Source organism: Paraburkholderia sp. BL9I2N2, from assembly GCF_004339745.1.
Taxonomy (GTDB): domain Bacteria; phylum Pseudomonadota; class Gammaproteobacteria; order Burkholderiales; family Burkholderiaceae; genus Paraburkholderia.
Map to the genome: position 1 here is coordinate 215,458 of NZ_SMGP01000002.1, position 20,051 is coordinate 235,508.

The window sequence follows — 20,051 nt, forward strand, 5'->3', positions numbered from 1 at the left end:
CGTACAGGTCGGTTACTTTATAGGATACGCCAATGCGTGTGATCGAAGCGGAAACCTTTTCGGGCTATCACGGGTTGCGGCAGATCGAATCACCCAGGCCGCAACCGGCGAAGGGCAGGGTGCTGGTTCGCGTGAGGGCCGCTGGCGTCACGCCGCTCGAATACACGCTCCTGTCGGGTGGACACCCACGCGCCAAGGCGCCGCTGGTGCTCGGCAACGAGGGCGTCGGCGTTATCGAGGACGCAGGCGACTCGGGGTTCGAGGTAGGAAGCCGCGTAATGTTCACGGGACCCTATGGCGTTGCTGAGAATGGCACGTGGCAGGAATGGCTGCTGGTGAGGCCGGAACATCTGGCGTTGGCTGACGCGATCGGGGATGTCGTCGCGACCAGCATTCCGGTGGCCTATCTGACGGCACAGATCAGCCTCACCGACGCCGGGTTCAAGCCGGGCATGACTGTGCTGGCTCCTGGAATCGGCGGGTCGGTCGGCAACGCGACCTATCAGCTCGCGCGGGTACAGGGCGCCGGCAAGGTGATCTCTACGGCTGGCAGCGCGGCGAAAGCCGCGAGGGCACGCGAACTTGGCTTCGAGAATGTGATTGACCTCACCGAGGAAGGTCTCGCCGACGGTGTTCGTCGGATAACGGCCGGCAAGGGCGTCGATATCGTCATCGAGAGCATCGGTGGCACTGTGACGAGTGAGGCGCTGAGCAGCCTGAGTCGCGACGGTGTCCTGATCACGATGGGCTACTCCGCTGGCCGCAGAACCACCATCGATGTCACGGACCTCATCTGGAAGGGCGCGCGGATGGCCGGCTTCTCCCTGTTCGCCCAGTCACCGGCGACGATCGCCACCGCGTGGCAGCACATCATCCCGTTGATCGTAAGCGGATCAGTCAAACCGATCGTCGAGCGGGTCTACCCCCTCGCTGATGCGGGCGAAGCCCCGCGTCACCTGATAGAGGATCGGCCATTTGGAAAAGTCATTTTAACGATGTGACCGGCATCGCCAGCGATATTCACAGCTCCCACGCGCACCTATTCCATTCGTGCGACGGGGAGGCGTTCCAGTTCGAGGTCTAGCCGCCGGACAGCCAAGGAGATGATCGACTGGCTGGCAGTTGACCGCTAGCCCAGAGGTGTTGTCAAACGGAATCAGCAATCAATGGAGTAGTCGTTATGGATAAGTTGCAGGGAAAGGTGGCCGTCATCACTGGCGGCTCGTCGGGGATAGGCCTCGCCGCCGCGAAGCTCTTCGTCGCCGAGGGCGCCTACGTGTTCATTACCGGCCGTCGCCAGAAGGAGCTCGACGAAGCCGTGAGGGCCATCGGAGGCAATGTGACTGGCATCCATGGAGACGTCACCAATCTGGATGATCTTGACCGTCTCTACGAGAGCGTCGACGCAACAGGGCGAAGAATCGACATCGTCTTTGCCAACGCCGGCATCGCTGAGTTTGCCGCGTTGGGCAATATCACCGAAGCGCATTTCGACAAACTGTTCAATACCAATGTGAAGGGAGTGCTTTTCACCGTCCAAAAGGCTCTGCCTCTCCTGAATGACGGCGGATCGATCATTCTCACGGGCTCCGTCGCGAGCGCCAAAGGGACGCCCGCCTTCTGGGTCTACGGCGCGACCAAGGCCGCCATCCGCAATTTCGTACGCGGCTGGACTGTGGAGTTGAAGGATCGTCGCATCCGTTCCAACGTCCTTAGTCCGGGGCCAATTGATACCCCGGTCATTGGTCAGCAGCCTCCGGACGCCATTGCGAGAATTCTATCTACCATCCCGATGGGACGCATGGGGGAGGCCGACGAAGTTGCTAAAGCTGCTCTGTTTCTCGCTTCGGATGACTCGAGTTTCGTCACGGGCATCGAACTCTTCGTGGACGGGGGCAGGGCTCAGATCTGACATCGATCGATTTGCTTCGCCGCCTTGTTCGCACGTCGAAAACCGAAGAATCGACGTGTTACGCGAAGCTCCGAATATCGTAACTACAACGCGCGCCTTCCCCAAATGGATTGGCTGACATTCCGCAACCCGGTGCCCTATGAGGCATGCCCGGACGCCGCGTCAATTAGGCGTCCATCGAAGATGGAGTTTCATCATGAAAGGTATTGTGCTCACCGCATATGGCGACCCTGCAACGGGACTTGAATTCCGTGAGTTGCCCGAACCCGCCAGTCCGGGCGCGGGCCAGGTGATGGTCGCGGTCGACTACGCTCCTATCAACTTCAGCGACATTCTCGTCGCGCGGGGCTTGTATCCGCTACATCCGGAATTGCCATCCGTGATCGGCAACGAAGGTGCGGGGCGTGTGCTGGAAGTTGGCGCCGGGGTCAGCAACGTCAGGGTCGGCGATCGCGTCACTCTGCCGATGGGCAGCTTCACCTGGCGCGAGCGGATTGTCGTCAACGTGGACGGCATAGTCGCGCTTCCCGCCGCCGCCGACGCCAGCCAGTTGGCGATGCTTACTATCAACCCGCCCACCGCGCACCTGCTGCTCGAAACATATGTGCACCTTGGGTCGGATGACTGGATTGCAATCAACGCCGCCAACTCGGCCATAGCGCGCTGGATAGTCGGCTTCGCCAGGCAAAAAGGTGTCAGGACTCTCGGACTCGTGCGCCGCGCTGGGGCTATGAGTGCCGCGCAAGAAGCGGGATGCGACCTGGTCTTGCTGGACGATGATGACGCGCCGACGAAGATGACTGAGACGCTGGCCGGAAAACGCGTGCGGCTTGCGTTGGATGCTGTCAGCGGGGAAGCTGCTGGCCGTCTGGCGAAGCTGCTGGGCCCTCGCGGCACGCTGGTGTCGTATGCTGCACCAAGCTTTGCAGCTATAGCGGTTAGCCCTTTCGACGTCATCTTCAATGACCTGACTATTCGTGGCTTTTCTTTGGGCAATCCGGACTTCGCCGGACAGATTCCCGGCGCCATCATGCAGGCGTCAAAGATGGTGGCGGCAGGCGAAGTTGCAATTCCAGTGGCCGCGACATATCGGCTGGAGGAAATCGGCGCCGCAATCTCCCATCAGATGCGAGGCGGAAAAGTTCTTCTGAAAGTCGGCGACTAGGTGCAGCACATCAGGCAATGGCCAACTGCGAGTGCGTGATATTTTGCCTTGGTCAACGCGTTGCATCGCGGGCAACGCTGATGCAGCAGAAGCCGCAATTTTTAGCCACGGTCGCTGGGACGGTAGTCGGTCGCTGTCCGGCCACGAACGGTTCTTAGCGTCTGATGTCGTCTTCAAATTGTCTCTGCCGCAGCCTTTTTAGACTCCAAGGGGCAAAGATCCGCTTAAATAAACGAAAGCCCGGCACGCATGCCGGGCTTTCGTCAATCGGACTTGCGCATCCGCATTGTCTGGCGGCTCATGCGCAAGCGGCCCCTCAAGAGCCACGCAGGGTGGTCTTGAGCGGCCGGCAAATCAGGACTATTGCAAGTACTTCGGCATCGCATCCATCTATAGATCCAGCGTCAGATTCGCGCCGGTCGCACGCGAAACGCAGATACACATCAGTTCTTCATCATTACGCTGTTCGCTCGACAGCACGTCGTCGCGATGATCCGGGCTACCACTAGTCACCTTAACCGCGCACGTGCCGCACTGACCCGTGCGGCATGACGCAGGTGCGTCGATGCCCGCGGCGTGAACGGCATCCAGAACAGTTTGATCCGCCGCTACTTCAATGACTTTCCCGCTCCTCGCGAGCGTCACTGTGAGTGGGTGATTCTCTGTCGCGCTAACAGTACTCGTAAAACGCTCGAAACGGATGCGCTTTTCATCAACGCCGGCAATGCGGCCGCCGTTGCGAACAGCATCGATCAGGCGCGCCGGTCCGCAGACACAAAAGAGCGTGTCGCGCGGCGCCGCGCCAATCAATGCGGTGGGATCAATACGCGTACCTTCATCAGCCGGATAGACGACGAGGCGCCCTCCGAATTGTGCTTCGAGTTCTTCGAGGAATGGAGCCTCGCTGCGCGACCTGACCGCGTAGTGCAACTCGAAAGGCTGGCCTCGCGCAGACAACGCATGCATCATCGCCTTGATCGGCGTAATCCCGATACCGCCTGCGATCAATATCGTGCGAGGCGCATGGTCGTCGAGACGGAAGTGGTTTTCCGGCAATCCGCAATGAAGCGTCAGACCCAGCCGGAACGCGTCATGCACGCTTGTCGAACCGCCGCTGCCGGCGTCCTCGCGCAGCACCGCGATTTCATAGACGTTGCGGTGTCCCGGATCCGAAGCTATCGAATAACGGCGCGTGCCTGCAGTGCCATCGGCAAGCCTCACCGGCACCTCCAGGTGCGCACCCGCGCTGATTTCGGGCAAGGCCGCGCCGACGATATCGCGCAGTTCATACGCGCGCACGCGTGCCGTCAATTGACGCATGCCGGTGATCTTGAGCGTGAGCGGGCCATCGCCGAACTGGTCAGGTTGACGCTGCGCCGACGCCTCGGCCGACACTTGCGCCAGTTGTTCTTTCATGTGGCGCAACCGCGCGTGAACTGGCGCGACCATGCGGGTTATCTCCGCTTCAGTAAAGCGCGGCGTGATGTGTTGCGGACAGTTCCAGTCGAATCCTTCGATGCTAATCACAATGACCCGTTCGACGCGGCCGTCGTAGCCCGGCGTGCGCACGTGCTCGACAAGCTCGGGATCGTCCGCGATCTCGACGGTATGCGCGCGGCCCAGAAGCTTCAGGCGCCGCTGGTTCGCGTAGTCCATCACGATCATCGCGATACGGTCGTCTTTCTTCAGATTGCCGACGCTGATGTACTGGACGTTGCCGACGAAGTCGGTAAAGCCCAGCGTCCTGTCGTCGATGACTTTCAGAAAACCGGTCGGCCCGCCGCGATGCTGCAAATAGGGCCAGCCGGTTTCGCTGACGGTGGCCTGATAGAAGTGGTCGGCGGCCTTGATGAAGTCGATCTCGCGGCGGCCCAGGCGATCTCCGCGGTCCGACGTCCGGTCCAGATGCGCATACTGTTCCCGGCTCCCCATCAGGGTCTGGATTTCGCGCACCTGGGCGGTAAATGCGATATCGGAAAAAGCACGTCCCATGGTCAATTTCTCGTTGTCGAGTCAGGCAATCACGTGATCAAGTCTTCGGCACGCCGGCGCCTCAGGCGGCCAGCTTCAGGCTGACCTTCGGGAAATCGATATCGACCTGGCTCGCCTTGCCCAGCACGTTGGTCAGGAAGTTCATGCCGACATGAGTGATGATTTCGACGATATCGGAGTCGCTGTAGCCGGCACTGCGCACCTCGGCGAGTTCGAGCGTGCTGATTTCGCCTTTGTTTTCCATCAGGCTGCGCGCGAATTTCACGGCAACCGCGGCTTGTTCATCTTCACTGGTGCCATTGCGGGCCGCCGCGACTTCTTCCGCGGACAGGCCGGTTTTACGGCCAATGGCGGTATGCGCGGAGACGCAGTATTCGCAGCCGTTCTGTTGCGCGAGGGTCAGCGCGATCCGTTCGCGCGTCAATGCGTCCAGGGTGCCGGCGTTCGCGACGCCGTGCAGCCCCAGAAAAGCGCGCAGCGCGACCGGAGAGTTGGCGAAGATCTTGAGGAAGTTGGGAACCATGCCCAGTTGGGCGTGGATGGCGTCCAGCAGGGCTTGCTGTTCTTCGTTGGCGTTGGTGTTGTCAACGGTGGTAATGCGGCTCATGGTGATTCCCAGATTGAATTGAAGGGGTACCGCTGCGGCAACTGCCGTTTTGAGCGGACGACCTCAGTCTGGTTGATTCCCGCCATAATAGGAATCGTTGCCACCAGGAATGGATTGTTACCAGACGGGGAATAACGTGGATCGACTCGAAGCAATGACCATCTTCGTTGCGGTGGTCGAGGAGGGCGGGTTCGCCGCCGCGGCGCGCAAGATGAAGATTTCGCCGCCGGTGGTCACGCGCGCGGTGAATAACCTGGAGGCCATGATGGGCGTGCGGTTGCTTGCAAGGACCACGCGCATCGTCCGGTTGACCGAGGTCGGGGCGCGTTACGCGAACGATTGCCGGCGCGTGCTCGCCGATCTGGCGGAGTCGGAGGAGGCTGCGGCCGGCACGCATCGCTCGGTGCGCGGGCGGCTGGTTATTACTGCGCCGTCGCTGTTCGGGCGGATGTTCGTCACGCCGATCGTGACCGCTTATCTGCGCCGCTATCCCGACACGGAAGTCGAGTGCCGTTTTCTGGACCGGGTGGTCAACATGATGGACGAGGGGGTCGACGTCGCGATCCGAATCGGCCCGCTGCAGGACTCGAGCTATCAGGCGCCACCCGTGGGGCAGGTACGGCGGGTGGTCTGCGCGTCGCCTTTGTATCTGCGGCAGCACGGCACGCCGCTCACGCCGGCGGATCTGACGCAGCACGTGTTGATCTCGACGGCAGGCCTGACGCCGTCGCCGGACTGGCGGTTTGCCCATGCCGAGGAGCCGGCCGTCGTTCATGTGCGTCCGCGGCTGACGGTGTCGTCCAATGACGACGCGATCGTCGCGGCGCTCGATGGATTCGGCATCACGCGGCTGTTGTCGTACATGGTGGCGAAACATCTGGCGGCGGGGACGCTGGCGGAAGTGTTGCGCGAGCATGAAACCACCGTTGTGCCCATTCATGTCATGCAGCACGAAGGACGTCACGCACCAGCGAAGGTTCGGGCGTTTCTGGACATGGCTACGGAAGCACTACGCGGCGACCCGGCTTTGACTTTGAAGAAGCACGGCAGGACAGGGCGCTAGCTGGCGGGTTGCCACGGTAGCCGCGGGCGCTTGCCGCTTAGAGGTTTCATGACAGCAGGAGCTGTGGCTCAGCGATGCGGTGGATCGGCGTGGAATCTGCGCAATCGGACGGTGGCCGCACGCGAAACCGCATCACACCTTGAGCGGGCAGAAGGCACGGCAAATCATTGCCAGTCGAGGGGCTGCGGCGCCGTACTACGTCACGCTCGCTAACTCACGAGCGCCGCCGCAGGAAGTCGACGACAAGTTTTGTCGTCGCGACCGGCTGTTCTTCCGTGATCCAGTGGCCGCAATCCGGAATGATCACATCTTCCACGTTATCGGCGACAGACCGTATCACCGTGCCGATCATAGGACCGAATGTAGCTTCGCCACCCAAGGCCAGGACCGGCATCTGAAGCTTGCCCTGAGCGAGGAACGTCCTGTTGTCGATCGCATCCTGGCTGAACGCCAGGAACTGGGCAAAGCCCGCTCGCATTGCGCCGGGTTGCGCATAGAGCGCCGCATAATGCTGGCGCTTCGCTTCATCAAACCGCCTCGGGTCCCGGGAAAGTTCGTTCCAGAAACGGTCGAGATAGATGCGCTCGCGGCCGGCGACCAGGCGCTCCATGTCTTGACCCCCGAAGCCGAAGTGCCACATCGCCGGATCCTGTTTGATCTGATCCCAGGGTCCGACGCCGGGCAGCGGCGCATCGATCGCCACCCATCGGCTCACACGCTCGGGGTGGGTGGCGGCAACTGCGAAGCCGACCATGATGCCGATGTCGTGCGTCACCAGTTCGGCCGTACGCACACCCAGGGCGTCCAGGACGCCCACCACGTCCGCCGCCTGATTATTCTTGTCATAGCCGCCGTCAGGCTTCGACGAAAGGCCCAGCCCACGCAGATCGGGCACGACAATCATGTGGTCTTCGATGAGTGCGCTCGCCAGATGACCCCACATGTCGCCCGTTGTGCCGAAGCCGTGCAGCATGACCACTGCCGGGCCATGACCGCCGGCCCGCACATGGATGGATGCACCGTTGGTTTCGATCGTCCGCGTCTGCATCTCAGCCGGGAAGGGATAAACCCCGTCTACGTGGGCATGCTCGCTCATCTGTGTACTCCAGGATTGCTTCTCGTTGACGGGATTGGCGGCTCGTTGTGCGGTGGCGATTCGCCCGGTTAGTCATGCTAACAACGTAGAAGTGCGCTTTGACGTTGGCGATCAAGTCACGGCTAGTTTTGTCGCTTTAGTGGTATTGCTGTTTGCGGCACCCTGCCGGCGATGGTGATTAAGGTACCGCTGCGCGTTTGACACTTGCACGTACGCTCGACAGCGGTGCGAGTTGGGTTCATGCGGTCATCCTATCCGGGCGGCTTGACGGCGACAAGTGAACAGGTTGCTCATTCTTTTTCCACCTGCGCAACAATGTTGATACAACTCTGGCTGGCCCTCTTGTTGACGTCAGCGAGAAAAATACAGGTCGTGGAACTGCGTCAAGTTCACTTCGGCGGCGGGCTTCGATAATGTCACTTCGCCGCCTTGCATCAGATACACATGATCGGCGACATCGAGCGCTATATGCGTGTTCTGCTCGACCCGCAAGATCGTGCGGCCTTCTGACTTCAGCCGTTTCAGAATATCGAACACCTCTCGCACCATAACGGGCGAAAGTCCGAGCGAGGGCTCGTTCGATCAGCAGCACCTTGGGCTCCGAAATGAGGCCGCGCCCCATCGCCAGCATCTGCGCCTGACCGCCCGAGAGGGTGCCTGCCTGATGAGGGCTGCGTTCGCGCAGCAGCGGAAACAGCTCATAAACGCGTTCGAGGTGGGTTCGAACCGCATGGCGGCATGGCTTCGCGAATGCCCCATCATGAGATTCTCTTCGATGGTCATGTCGCGGAAAATCATGCGGCCTTCCGGAATCAGCGCCGCGCCCTTTGCGGCCATGTTCCAGGTTGGCTCGCTCGACGTAACCCTACCAGCTAGCGTGATATGACCACGCGACACCGGAATCGGACCCAGGATCGTGCGCAGCAGCGTGGTTTCCCGCGCCGTTGGGCTTGACGATCGTTGTCATCCCGTCGACTACGAAGGCCGAGGCCTGCCCAAGCTGATCGCCACGCCGTGCGTCGCACCGAAGTGCAAAAACAAACTTATGTGCCGAAGCTGATTTTTCCGGCGAGTGGACCGGCACGATGAACCTGACCGAGCCGCAGGCCGGTTCCGATCTAGCGCTGGTGCGCACGCGTGCCGAGCCGCAAAGCGACGGTTCGTTCAAGCTGTTCGGCACGAAGATTTTCATCATGTGGGGCGAGCACGCCGGATGCGCCGGGAGGTGTGAAGGGCATTTCGCTCTTCACCGTGCGGACGTTTCTCGTCAATGAAGACGGTTCGCTCGGCGAGCGCAACGACGTGCATTGCGTGTCGATCGAACACAAGCGCTCGGCATCCAGGTGAGCCCGGTCGCGGTGCTGCAATTCGGCGACCATACATGTTCATCATGATGAATGCGGCGCGTTTTGCTATCGGCAGGCAAGACGTCGTTTCTTTTGTTTGACATAATATAAATTATCACCATCAGTGGTACCTAAAGAGGTGTTGCATAGTTTGCCTTCATAGCCTAGATCGAACGCAACGGTCATGTATCATTTGGCACCTTTTTACCGTTGCATCGATCAATGGCTTTCCTTCAGTTATCGAATTCGTTGGTTCCAAGGCAACTGAGAAGCGTCACGCTTGTCGGTCAACCTCCGATTCCGCGATATTGGGCCAACGTCTGGCTGATCATGTCGATGGGCCACCTGGCCGAATCTACCCAAACCGGCAAGCTACGGTATATCGAAGATCTGTACCAGCATGCGGACCGGATTCTGGGACCAAACGGTCTCGACGATGCTCTTGCTGGCGTCGATGACGGCGCACTGGCCGACGTTCTTGAATCGTGGTTTGTTTCGATCCGAAACCGGGCGCGAGCCACCCGAGCCGAGGAGTTGCGCTGGCACGTCGGCCTCGGGTTTGTGACCGATGTGCTGACCTGGCTTTCCAAGAGCCGGATTCCGGACGACCGCCTGCGAGGCATAGAGGCGCGGCTGCACAGGCTTTCGACCTTGTACAACCAATTGCACGTGCGGAAAAGCGGTCAGGTTGAAACTATCCGCTCGTTGCCAGCCTCCGTCGTGGAGGCGCTTTACGATCTTCTGGACCCGGAGTCCGGTCGGAATCCGTTCAAGCATGCGAGGACCCGCTGGCGTGTTTACATTGCCTTCGTGCTGATGCTGCATCAAGGCCTGCGGCGCGGCGAGTTACTGCTGCTTACAGCAGACTGTGTGAAATCCGGCTTCGACAGGAAACGACAAACGCTGCGTTATTGGCTTAACGTCCAGCAAAATGAATACGAGGACGCAGAAGCCGACGAGCCAATCGACACACGGTATTCGAAGCCAAGCATTAAAACAGTCCATTCTCTCCGACAGATTCCTGTCAGCCCGCTAACGGCGCAACTGGTTCAGACCTACGTTGAAAACTACCGCGGCCGCCCTAGCCACCCCTTCCTGCTCAATTCATATGTCGGCAACCCGCTCGCGACTGAGTCACTGACGAAAGCGTTTCGCGAAATCTCGAATGCATTACCAGACCCGGTACGCCAGGAATTGAGCGATCGCAGTGACAAGGACTCCGTTATGCCACATGACCTACGCCACACCTGTGCGGTCGTTCGCTTACATCAATTGCTGGATAATGGCGACCCGATGGACGAGGCGCTGCAGAAGGTGAGAACGTTCTTCGGGTGGTCAAAGAAATCAGTGATGCCCTCGCGCTACGCACGGGCCGTATTCGAGGATCGACTAGCGGACGTGTGGAATGACAGCTTTGATGACCGGGTAGCGTTGCTGCGCGCCATTCCGAAAGGACTCTAATCATGCAACAGTCCCGTAGCATCGGCGTTGTGGATGTCGCTCGCGACGCCGGAGAGTTGATTGCCGACGTGGTCTCACGACTTCCTGCCCTTCCTCCCGTCATCCGTTACTACGACGAATTTGATGATGCTACCCGTTCGATCACCGCGCCCACGGAAGCGACGGTATTCGAACTTTTGATCTACGGGCGACCGCATAGGCTGGACTTCGATCGCTATCCAGGTGCATACGGCATGCTGGTGAAGCATATCTTCCTGTTTCTGCTGGGCAAAGGACTTCATGTCGTTTCCGCCTTCAAGGCAGCCAGCGGAGCGATGCACTTCTCGGCTTCCGAAGTCGAAAAGCTGGTCGACGCCGGCCCGCACAAAATCGGTCGCGAATGGACCGTCATGCGTGCCCGAGACTTGCCTCAAGACGGTTACCGGTTCGGCAAAACACTGCTGCGGTTACTGTGCGTCCGTCGGCTTTGCGGCTGGTCCCCGACGTATGAAGAGTTTATACGCTCTTCCCTGCCCGGTCCTGCGACGGATTCGCACGCCGGAGTTCGTTCCGGGGATGTCTTTCTGTCGGTCGATGAGGAAGCTGCGATCGCGAGGCATCTGGATGAAACCGTTTCAGCTCTCACGTCGTCCGTGAATGCACCTCCTGAGTACGAGGACCTCTGCGACGCGGGCATGTTGCTGTGCGCTTATCAGTTTGCCATGCGCCCAATCCAAATCGCGATGCTGACCATGAGAAATGTACGTATCTGGGAGGACGTACCGGGTGAAGCACCGACGGTTCATCTAACTTTCCATATGGCCAAGCAGAAAAGCAACTCGAAAAGAAAACCGCTTACACGCCGGTTTAAGCGTGAGTGGGCTCCGATCTTCGTTGCACTCAAGACATGGCGGCAGGCTAAGGGTGTTGCGGGTGCTGCGCATTTCTTCTCTGTCGAATCGAACTCCGAAGCCGGAGCCCGCATTGCCGCGCTTGTCAGAAAGCTGATCGACTCTGAAGACCTCGGTACGGCGACAGATCTGCGCCACACAGCAGCGCAAAGACTCGTTGACGCCGGTGCAAGCCACGAAGAGCTTGCTGAGTTTATGGGTCATTCGAATGTGCAAACAGGACTCGTGTATTACGAGACATCGGCCACCCACGCGGAGCGTGTCAACCGGGCACTCGGCGCATCGGACATATACCGGCGTGTGGCGAAAATCGCGCATGACAGGTTCATCTCCCCGGAAGAGCTCACCCAGCTCAAAGGTGAGCAGCAGATCGCCGGCATGCCTCACGGCATTCCCATTGCCGGTATCGGTGGCTGCAAGTCCGGGCAACCCGCCTGCCCTTTCAACCCGATCACGTCGTGCTATGGGTGCCGGAAGTTCATGCCCTTGCACGACAAGGCGATGCATGAGCGGGTGCTGGCCGCCATGCGGGAAGTGGTTGTCTTCTTCGACCAGAGTTCCCGTGGCGATGCAAGGTCGCCGGCCTACCTGCAACTGCAGCGTACGATTGCCGAGATACAGACAGTCATCGAAGAACTGGAAGAGGACAACGGATGAACCCACACTACTCGGCGTTCATCGAACTTGGCAAAACGTTGGTCCGGGAAAAGGGGTTGCAGTGGGACATGCCTCTCGACGATACAGGTTACGCGCAGGATGGCATCGGCTGGAACCTGACCGCCATTGCCAATGACGTGCCACCTCCGACCCATTACCTGCGCGACCTGGGGCCTGATGTGAAGGCGTTGGCCATTGTCAATGCGGAGCGCGCTGAGCGGAGCCTGACGCCACTGCCTCGCCGCCCCCTATCGCCGGCCTGGCAGGATCTGATCAAGGCAGCCGTTGCCGAACAGTTGCTGTTCAAACGGAACAGCGCGGGACATGTCATGCAACACATCGCGAGGCCGCTCCGGGTAGTTGCAACATGCGTGGAAAAGGCCCCCTGGCAACTGACCGTTGATGATCTCCATATCACGATTCGCGTTGGAACAGCGATACAGGCCAGCGGCAAACTTGGCGACCTGGTTGTCGGACTCGTCAAGGTCATTCTTGATGCCCAGCACCTCTGCGACGCCGGACAACTGTATTCGACGCTCGCCGTTCCGCGGATGAAGGGCAAAAGTGCGATCAAGGCAAAGCATACCTGGTCGCAGGACGAGCTACGGGCTGATCTGGAAGCGCGCAAGCGGGCTGAGCGGCTGCCGGAACGACGCGCGTTCTGGGAGCTGACCCGCATCGTGATGACGGAAAAGCCACGCACCTTCATCGACGATCTGCGGTTCGCCGCCATACGCACGATGATCGTCACGGGCTTCCGAGCCGGCGAAGCCGCGCTGCTTCCCGTCGACTGGAAGCGGGAGCGGACCTATCTGGATTCCAAGGGACGTCCGGCCGGCGAAGCCGGCGGCATCTCAACATCACTGATGGTTCGCCACTTCGCGGAAAAACAGCAGGAGGACGAGTCCGATAGTGTTGTTTTACGTGAAAGAATGCAGCCCGTGCCCGACCTGTTTCGCGAGTTGCTAACTGAAACCTTGGGTCACGTGGCTCAGTTAACGGCACCTTTACGAGCAACTTTGAAACTTCAGTGCGAGACTGGTCGACTATTGCCATGGTATCGGGCCGATGATGTCGTGCCCTTCACTGAACTGTACACGCGACTGACGGGTAATCCGTTCTGGCTGGATATTGAACGAGAACCGTTCATTGAGCGCTATCGCGAAACTTTCGATCCGGTCGTGCTGGGTGATCTGCATCGCTATCAGTTGGACAGATATCAGACTGGCCCAGTCCGACTTGATATGGCGGTATATGTATTCGGGAAACGCTTGCTAGACAGGATGCGTGGCGGGCAGATCGCGTTACGCTTCCGTCGTGCGAATGGCAAGGTCATCGGAGTGCAGGAACGTGCGGGCTGGCATAACTCCTATTTACACGTCGGCGAGCTAGAAGATCACATACGCGCCGAAACCCCTACGAAGATATCGGAGACTGCCCCTCTGCCGCTAGCCGTTGGTGCCATTCAACCATGGGAGCTACTGTTCACCCTTCCAAAACGCTCACTCGCGGAGGAACGCAACGACGGCCTCTGCGATGTCAGTAGATATATGGCTGTGCGTCGCCCGGGTGCTGACCTGATCAGTTTGGCATTCGGTGAACATCGGACCTGTGTAACGGTATTTGAAAAATACGGGCAGACAGACGAGGACCGCGCACTTCGAATGGAATCGCACATGTTGCGTCACCTTCAAAACACTGAGTTGTTCCGGCTGGGTGTTGCTGACACGATCATCTCGAAGCGCTTCAACCGGCGCAGCGTGGCACAAAGCTACGAGTATGATCATCGCAGCCTTGCCGAAGATCTCGATCAGATCGAAATCCCGCAGGATGTTGAGATCATGCTCGGAGAAAAAGCCGGCACGGTTGCCCGACTCATCAAGGGCGGCAAGGCTAACGGCCCCATCGTCGATGCGTTCCGGCGCATCCAAGCCGCCGACGGCGATGCAGCCGCGTACGAATACCTGCGTGCCGAAGCGGACGGATTCCATGCCACCCCGTACGGACACTGCCTGAATTCATTTACGGTTGACCCGTGTCCAAAACATCTCGAATGTTTTGCGGACTGTCGCCATCTCTCCGCAACTGATCTGCCGGAGAACCGGCAGAACCTGATCCGTCTTGAGGGCAAGTTCAAGCTCGCCCTCGAGACGATCAAGGCTAGGCCATCAACTAGCCTCGGATGGAAAAACCAGCTCGATCACGCTGAAAAACGACTGGCCGGCGTACAGAAGCTACTCGCGACACCAACGGGTGAACGCCCCTTCCCTGACGGCGTCGACCTTTCTCTGCCTCGGCAACGCGGAGTACTCGATGAGTAAAACCAACGTAGTACCTGCCGCCGACGAGGCAATGCGCGAAATCCTGGAAACACTGTTAGCCAACGACGAAGACATCACAGCCCGCGCTGTCGTCAGGCAGCATCCCTCTATCAGGGCGGCGTCGTCAATTACCCGCAGCGAATCACGCCGCAGGCTTCTTGCCGAATATCAGAAGCGTCAGACCGAATATAGGCACTGGCGTGGACGTGTTGCCAAGCGTTCCGGTGCCGATACTGCCACGTCACTTGCCGACAAAGACGTCCGGATCGCGGAGCTCGAAGCCACCGTGCAACTGTTGACGGTTTCCCACATCGCCATGTTGCGTGCCGTCGGCGAACTCGGTGGATTCAGTAAGTGGGCCAAATTCTATGAGCAATATCGTGAGGCTAGGGACAAGCTTGCCGAAATTGGCGCTGTGCCACCGGAAGCTGAGCCCGCTATTGGTCTAGGACGCGGCATCACTAGCGCGGGCCGGCCGACACGGAAGAAGCCGTTTTGAAATTTCCGGACGTGCACTGCCTCGTCGCGCATGCCATCCAAAACTTGAGCCGTTACTGATCGTTTTCCAGGTTGTCGATTTCGTTCAATAGCTCGGAGATCGCCTCATTTAATCTTGTGCGCGAAACGCGATGGTCCACCTTCCGGGCCAACTCTGCGAGATGCGCGAGTTTTTGCTCGATTTCCTCTTCCGACATTGGATCAACGCTATCCTGAAAGTTACGCATCTAACTCTCCATTGCAGTGACTGGCAAAGCGGTAGGGCCGGACTGAAACTTTTCGGTCCGGCGCCGTCTCATCGCGGCGGTGACGTACGCCCCCTTTTCATGATTCCGGCGTTCTAGTCTGGCCTCCGCGAGGCCCTTGTGCGCGAAATCTCCACAAATTCCGCCAGTTCGATCTCGCCATTGACGTATCGGAGAGCAAGGGCATCACATTCCCCACCGACCTTGAATCTTGAAAGCCCCAGTGATGCACGCGCGAAATCGATTGCCTTTTTTCGTTTCCGGCGCTCTGCATCTGAAATGGTGCGACTTGCCGGCTTTGCCGCACTCCCCTCTTCCGACTCACGCTGCTGCACGGGTAAATCTTCGATGCCGGCCATGAAATCCTCAGCAACGCGATAACGATCCTGTTGGAGAAACTCTAACCATGCCGGATAGGATTTCTTGTTCATATCTTTGCCATGCCCCCTTCTTGAAGATTTCAAGACTCCCGTTGGATCATGCCTCGGATAATGGAATCCAACGGTAAGAAAAGACGGCGACGGTCGGCTAGGTAGTGCCTCGCGTGTATGCGACATCTAGCATCCGCTTCGATGCGCAACCACCGGTTCAAGCCCCTTGCTACTCGTTGCCGCTTTTCCACTTCTATGCGCCCATCCTGGATCGCTGCGCGTTTGGTGACAGGACCATTGGGCATCCTCGTCGACGAGACAAACTGAGAGCTGTGTCAATGCTCGGCGTTGCATGGGCCGCCTGCGAAAAAGTTTTGCGAACTAATTGCCCGATGAGAATTGGGTCGTAAATGCCGTGGCCAAAACATGATGATAACTCGACCATCGTGGTATGCAACGGCTATCTGCAAAACTTGATCACGAGCGTCATTTGGCTGCGATTGGCGCGGCACTTCGACGTCATCGCATCGAGTGCGGGTTTTCAAGAAGGCTTGGCGTTGGCCACAGGAATCGACCGTAGTCACATGGGCAAAATCGAGCGCGGTGAGCGCAATCTGACGATTCTAAACTTGATCCGCATAGCTCAAGCACTGCGTCGCACGCCATCTGAGTTGTTGGCGTCCGCGGGGATGTAGCAGTGTCGGCCGCGCTGGCTTCGCTTTTTCGCCGAAAAGAGTCGGCTCTTAGGCCGACTCTTTTAGAGCAATCACATCCCTGCGACAACCGGGTTATTGGCCGTCGCAGACTCGCCTGCTGCTGTACAGATTGTGCGAGTCCCACGCGGTGACGTCTGCAGTGAACAGGCAGAAATCAATTCCCGGCCGGAGGACCCGACGACACTGCTTGCACTGCTGCCTGCCGCGCAACAGCTCGCAATCGACATCAAAGCAGTGCAACGAGCTGCGCCTTTCATGACTATTTCGAAATGCACGTGACTCAGTGCGAGTCGCCGGTGCAGAAGGCCCCAACAATCAAGCCGTGAGTTCGGTGATCTTCCTGTCTACCAACCGACATATTGCCAAGGTCAGATATCGAGCAAACTGGACGAGGTCCATGATCGTACTCGGTTGCGGCACGTTCGTTGCAGTACCCGTATGCGCGCTTTCGTTTCGAAGCTCGGTCAAATTGTTCAGTAGCTGCGTCATCGTCGACGCGGAGTACTTCCTCCCGATCGCGTCGTCCAGCGCGGAGAACCCGCCCTTAATGCCAAGTCCGGCAAGGATTGCGGTTACCACGTCGCTTGACGGGTTACCTTGCGTCCGTGCAAATGCTTCCCAAACAGGGGCCTTAGTCGGGTCCATGATCGGCGCTACAAGTCGCCGAACGAAAGCAGAAGAGTCTGAAAGCGACTTCTTCCGTTTTTGTTCCCGTTTCACCATATCGGAAAGATGCCCGGCTCCCTCCCGCAGGTGAATCTTTAGGAACTCATCTCCCAAGCTATGCATACCTAAACCCTTATTCGACAGCTCAGCAAAGTAACTTGCGCACACGGAGCGGAGAAAAGACTCTAAGAAGCCACTTAACAGAACGACACTTCCAAGCTGAACCGTATTGTGCTGCGCCAGCAAAGCCCTGTCACGCATCGCGTTTGCGGATTCACTCTGAATGCGCTCCATCAATTTTATAATGGGCGCTGCGGATTTCGAGAACTCAGAATACGAAGATCGGATGGACTCGCGCATAGAACTTTAGATCAGAGTTGTTGCAGCATATTTCTCGACAATTTCATTCAAACGCGCGATTCGCGTAGATATCGCGCCTTTACCGTTTGTACCGGTAGTGATGGAGTCACGGAATGCCTTATCATTTCGCCCCAACTCACCTAAGCCTTGCCTTAACGCCTGCGCGGTTTCGTCATCGATCTTGTCAGGGTCGATCCTGGAAAACGCAACCATTACCGCGTCCGCAAGAGGCGCGGACTTCGCTTTTCTCTCCACGTCATCGGGTCGAACGAAAGCATCGGCGACCCCGAATACGCGCTTGATCGAAGCGACGGCGCGATGAAATGCCCGAGCATCGTCCTCGAGTATCTGTTCGTCTGTTTCAGCGGACGCGTTGCGCAATTCCAAATACTGCCCCAGCCACCATTTAAAGCTTTTGCGAATTTTTGAGGGATCTCGGAGGGCAAAGAAGCGCAAAGCCAACTCAACGTCACGCATGTTTGAATAAAGATTATTCTGCTTTCTTTCATTATTGTTTTGCGGAATATCCCACAACTCACGGAAAATGACGTCATCGGTAAGTTTGTGAAGCAATCGATTAAATTTCCCCTGGAAAACTGCATTTCTGATTTCCATGGAGTTAAGTGGCACCCCTCCAGTATTGAGTCTATCAAAGACGTCGTATTTCACCTCCGGCGACGACTCTCGAAGCAATAACACCGCGGGGATGAACCGGCGCTTGATTGTCGGTGCGAGCCCCTTGTCCTCCAGTTCAGCGTACCGCATACCGTTAAGTTCCTTCCAAACCTCAAGACGTTCGAGCGCGTAACTGCCACGAAGAAACTCATAGATAGCCGTCAAGCGCTGTCTGCCGTCCAATACTACGTACGACCCGTACTTATCTTCCCCCAAGAACACCGGGGGTACGGGCACGTTCATGATAATAGACTCCACAAAGCGAGACTGCTTCCTTACGTCCCATCGGTCACGCCGCTGAAAGTCTGGGTTGAGTTTAATCTGCTCCTCGATCATGGTTTTGAGCGTCGAGATTGGAAGCTCTATCTTTTGCGGATGAATCTGCCGCATTTGCTTTGCGTATTTCCTCTCAAGCGCTTCATCCGCATCAAAGTCGGAAACAACATCCTCGTCGGGGTCGTCAATGAAGTCGATCTTTACGTCTGTCATTTTTTGCCTCACGGATGCTTCGAAAAAATTAAAACATCTTCAACGCGAACGTTGGAGTCTCGGTACAGTTTGAACCTCGGATTCGAGCCGGCAATAGTTGGTCGAGAAGGATATTTTCGCGATGTATGCAAGGAAAAACCTGTATTCTCGACCAACTCAATGATTATCCCTCTAAGATCGATTTCCATTTCTTTAAAATACGAATTCTGAACGACAAAAACCAAATGCCCTTTCGGGACAGCGTTGGCAATTTGACCGACTGAAAGAATAAGATCGTTAAAATAGCGCGAAAAATATCTAGTGTAGTACGTCGAAGCGGCTTTCGTGTGATGTTGCCTAATCGCGTCCATCGTTTTCTGCAGTAAATTGCTGCCACAGTCGTCGGAAAATACGCTATTTACATCAGTAACGACCGCGCCCATGATTCGGCGTCGAAGGCTCTCGAACCCCTGCTTCGTCAATTCGCCAAAAGCCAGCAACTCAGGGGTGGTTGCCACTGCATAATCGATCCGTGTGCAATATGGCGGCGACGAAATCACTAGATCAAAAGGGCCGAGTTCGCCTAAATCGTTGCAAGAGTCGCCAAGCACAATTTCAGGCCACCGATGGTCCGGCGACCTTTGGGCCTGCGGTTCACCCGCTGCGTTGCACATCGATCGAGCCACTCCGTCTACCATCGCTTTTATTGAACCGGCGTCCAAACAAATCCTTTGTGATTCGTTCTTTGGACGGCTAAACCAGGACGGATTCGTACCTCGCAGCGGACGAAGCGCTTCGCGTAGCACCTCGGCTAACACCACAAATGCTGCTCCGCAGATCGCCAGTTCTTCTGGCGAACCCGGATCGGAAGCCAGGTCGCGTGAGTAGCCAATCAATGTGCTTCGAAGCCCGCGAATAGCAGCACACGCAGCTTCGTCGAAAAACGTTGCAGCAAAATCCTCCCCGGCTGTCACACCCGGATCGAGGCATAGCTCGGTGGCAGCAGTTCCGATCAGACGCCGACAAAGCTCTTTGGTGAGATCAGGACGAGCCAGCCTTGACCACGCAACGGGCACCATGCCCGGATTTATGTCCACCCCCACGCTTTGAAACCCGCGAGCGGCGCAAGCGCTCGTCGTAGCGCCGCTGCCGTTCCAAGGATCGAGAATTCGCGCTCCAGAGTGACCGTATTGATCAAGAATATCGGAGACGAATCCGGTGGTGTACCCCGCGTAATACTGATACTTGGCAGTTTGCTTTGATGATTGTTTTGGTGTGCGCATCCGCAGAAACACTTGCTGTGCTCGTCGAAACGAGTCTTCACTGGGCGTCAAGTTTACTTGACCTTGTCATTTCCCGACACCGGCTACGCCGTTGGGCGTGATTATTGCATCAATTTAAGCCATCTCCGCCGTTCGATTCCGAGCACCTGCGGCAACTGATTTGGTTGGCCATCAATCGGTCGCCAGCCAAAATTCACTGAGTCCATGCTGCCAGAGCGACCGGGAACGGTCTAGCTGTGCATCGCTGCACTTTACCTAT

At 57.8% G+C, this 20,051-nt stretch carries 17 protein-coding genes and 2 pseudogenes; 10 read left to right on the plus strand and 9 right to left on the minus strand.

Translation table 11 applies throughout. From position 1 onward, the window contains the following. Positions 1-32 precede the first annotated feature (32 nt). From B0G74_RS22935 to B0G74_RS22945, 3 genes are all read left to right on the plus strand, one after another. Positions 33-1,001 (plus strand): zinc-binding alcohol dehydrogenase family protein, encoded by a 969-nt coding sequence (locus B0G74_RS22935; protein WP_132377175.1) that lies wholly within the window; start codon positions 33-35, stop codon positions 999-1,001. A gap of 179 nt (positions 1,002-1,180) precedes the next feature. Next, the gene (locus B0G74_RS22940; RefSeq protein ID WP_132377176.1) at positions 1,181-1,912 is read left to right on the plus strand and encodes an SDR family oxidoreductase; all 732 of its coding nucleotides are present in this window, start codon (positions 1,181-1,183) and stop codon (positions 1,910-1,912) included. A gap of 196 nt (positions 1,913-2,108) precedes the next feature. Beyond that, positions 2,109-3,077: a zinc-dependent alcohol dehydrogenase family protein gene (locus B0G74_RS22945; protein WP_165923916.1), complete on the plus strand. Its 969-nt coding sequence runs from the start codon at positions 2,109-2,111 to the stop codon at positions 3,075-3,077. 390 nt (positions 3,078-3,467) lie between these two features. Here the strand turns inward: B0G74_RS22945 and B0G74_RS22950 are convergent, their stop codons facing one another. Next, the gene (locus tag B0G74_RS22950) at positions 3,468-5,069 is read right to left on the minus strand and encodes a 2Fe-2S iron-sulfur cluster-binding protein (protein WP_132377178.1); all 1,602 of its coding nucleotides are present in this window, start codon (positions 5,067-5,069) and stop codon (positions 3,468-3,470) included. A gap of 61 nt (positions 5,070-5,130) precedes the next feature. Continuing rightward, positions 5,131-5,676, minus strand: a complete 546-nt coding sequence (locus B0G74_RS22955; protein ID WP_132377179.1) for a peroxidase-related enzyme — start codon at positions 5,674-5,676, stop codon at positions 5,131-5,133. Positions 5,677-5,812: 136 nt separating this feature from the next. Between B0G74_RS22955 and B0G74_RS22960 the strand changes: the two genes are divergently transcribed. Continuing rightward, entirely contained in the window at positions 5,813-6,739 is a 927-nt protein-coding gene (locus B0G74_RS22960) for a LysR family transcriptional regulator (RefSeq protein ID WP_132377180.1), read from the plus strand. 214 nt (positions 6,740-6,953) lie between these two features. On the opposite strand, the gene B0G74_RS22965 is transcribed toward B0G74_RS22960, so the two are convergent. Beyond that, a complete protein-coding gene (locus B0G74_RS22965) occupies positions 6,954-7,835 on the minus strand; it encodes an alpha/beta hydrolase (RefSeq protein ID WP_132377181.1) in 882 nt (293 codons plus the stop codon). 351 nt (positions 7,836-8,186) lie between these two features. Beyond that, positions 8,187-8,372 carry a hypothetical protein gene (locus B0G74_RS22970; RefSeq protein WP_132377182.1) on the minus strand — a complete coding sequence of 62 codons (186 nt, stop codon included), beginning with the start codon at positions 8,370-8,372 and terminating at the stop codon, positions 8,187-8,189. 427 nt (positions 8,373-8,799) lie between these two features. Here B0G74_RS22970 and B0G74_RS22975 point away from each other — a divergent pair. From B0G74_RS22975 to B0G74_RS22995, 5 genes and pseudogenes are all read left to right on the plus strand, one after another. Further along, a pseudogene (locus B0G74_RS22975) lies at positions 8,800-9,261 on the plus strand (acyl-CoA dehydrogenase); the annotation flags it as partial. Positions 9,262-9,403: 142 nt separating this feature from the next. Then, positions 9,404-10,642, plus strand: coding sequence for a site-specific integrase (locus B0G74_RS22980; protein WP_132377183.1), 1,239 nt, complete (start codon positions 9,404-9,406; stop codon positions 10,640-10,642). 2 nt (positions 10,643-10,644) lie between these two features. Further along, entirely contained in the window at positions 10,645-12,189 is a 1,545-nt protein-coding gene (locus B0G74_RS22985) for a tyrosine-type recombinase/integrase (protein WP_132377184.1), read from the plus strand. After that, positions 12,186-14,510 carry a hypothetical protein gene (locus tag B0G74_RS22990; RefSeq protein ID WP_132377185.1) on the plus strand — a complete coding sequence of 775 codons (2,325 nt, stop codon included), beginning with the start codon at positions 12,186-12,188 and terminating at the stop codon, positions 14,508-14,510. Before B0G74_RS22985 ends, B0G74_RS22990 begins: the two co-directional genes overlap by 4 nt. Further along, positions 14,503-15,009: a hypothetical protein gene (locus tag B0G74_RS22995; RefSeq protein ID WP_243658286.1), complete on the plus strand. Its 507-nt coding sequence runs from the start codon at positions 14,503-14,505 to the stop codon at positions 15,007-15,009. Before B0G74_RS22990 ends, B0G74_RS22995 begins: the two co-directional genes overlap by 8 nt. Positions 15,010-15,061: 52 nt before the next feature. On the opposite strand, the gene B0G74_RS45845 is transcribed toward B0G74_RS22995, so the two are convergent. Both B0G74_RS45845 and B0G74_RS46240 read right to left on the minus strand, forming a co-directional pair. Continuing rightward, positions 15,062-15,235, minus strand: coding sequence for a hypothetical protein (locus B0G74_RS45845; RefSeq protein ID WP_165923917.1), 174 nt, complete (start codon positions 15,233-15,235; stop codon positions 15,062-15,064). A gap of 113 nt (positions 15,236-15,348) precedes the next feature. Continuing rightward, positions 15,349-15,684, minus strand: a complete 336-nt coding sequence (locus B0G74_RS46240; RefSeq protein WP_207915693.1) for an antitoxin VbhA family protein — start codon at positions 15,682-15,684, stop codon at positions 15,349-15,351. A 391-nt stretch (positions 15,685-16,075) separates the two neighbouring features. Here B0G74_RS46240 and B0G74_RS23005 point away from each other — a divergent pair. Then, positions 16,076-16,319: pseudogene (locus B0G74_RS23005) on the plus strand (helix-turn-helix transcriptional regulator). 336 nt (positions 16,320-16,655) lie between these two features. On the opposite strand, the gene B0G74_RS23010 reads toward B0G74_RS23005, so the two are convergent. From B0G74_RS23010 to B0G74_RS23020, 3 genes are read right to left on the minus strand one after another with little or no spacing between them, the layout of a single operon-like run. After that, the gene (locus B0G74_RS23010) at positions 16,656-17,366 is read right to left on the minus strand and encodes a HEPN domain-containing protein (protein WP_132377186.1); all 711 of its coding nucleotides are present in this window, start codon (positions 17,364-17,366) and stop codon (positions 16,656-16,658) included. Between the two features lie 6 nt (positions 17,367-17,372). Next, entirely contained in the window at positions 17,373-18,530 is a 1,158-nt protein-coding gene (locus B0G74_RS23015; protein ID WP_132377187.1) for a DUF262 domain-containing protein, read from the minus strand. 8 nt (positions 18,531-18,538) lie between these two features. Continuing rightward, entirely contained in the window at positions 18,539-19,804 is a 1,266-nt protein-coding gene (locus B0G74_RS23020) for a hypothetical protein (protein ID WP_132377188.1), read from the minus strand. Between the last annotated feature and the right edge of the window lie 247 nt (positions 19,805-20,051).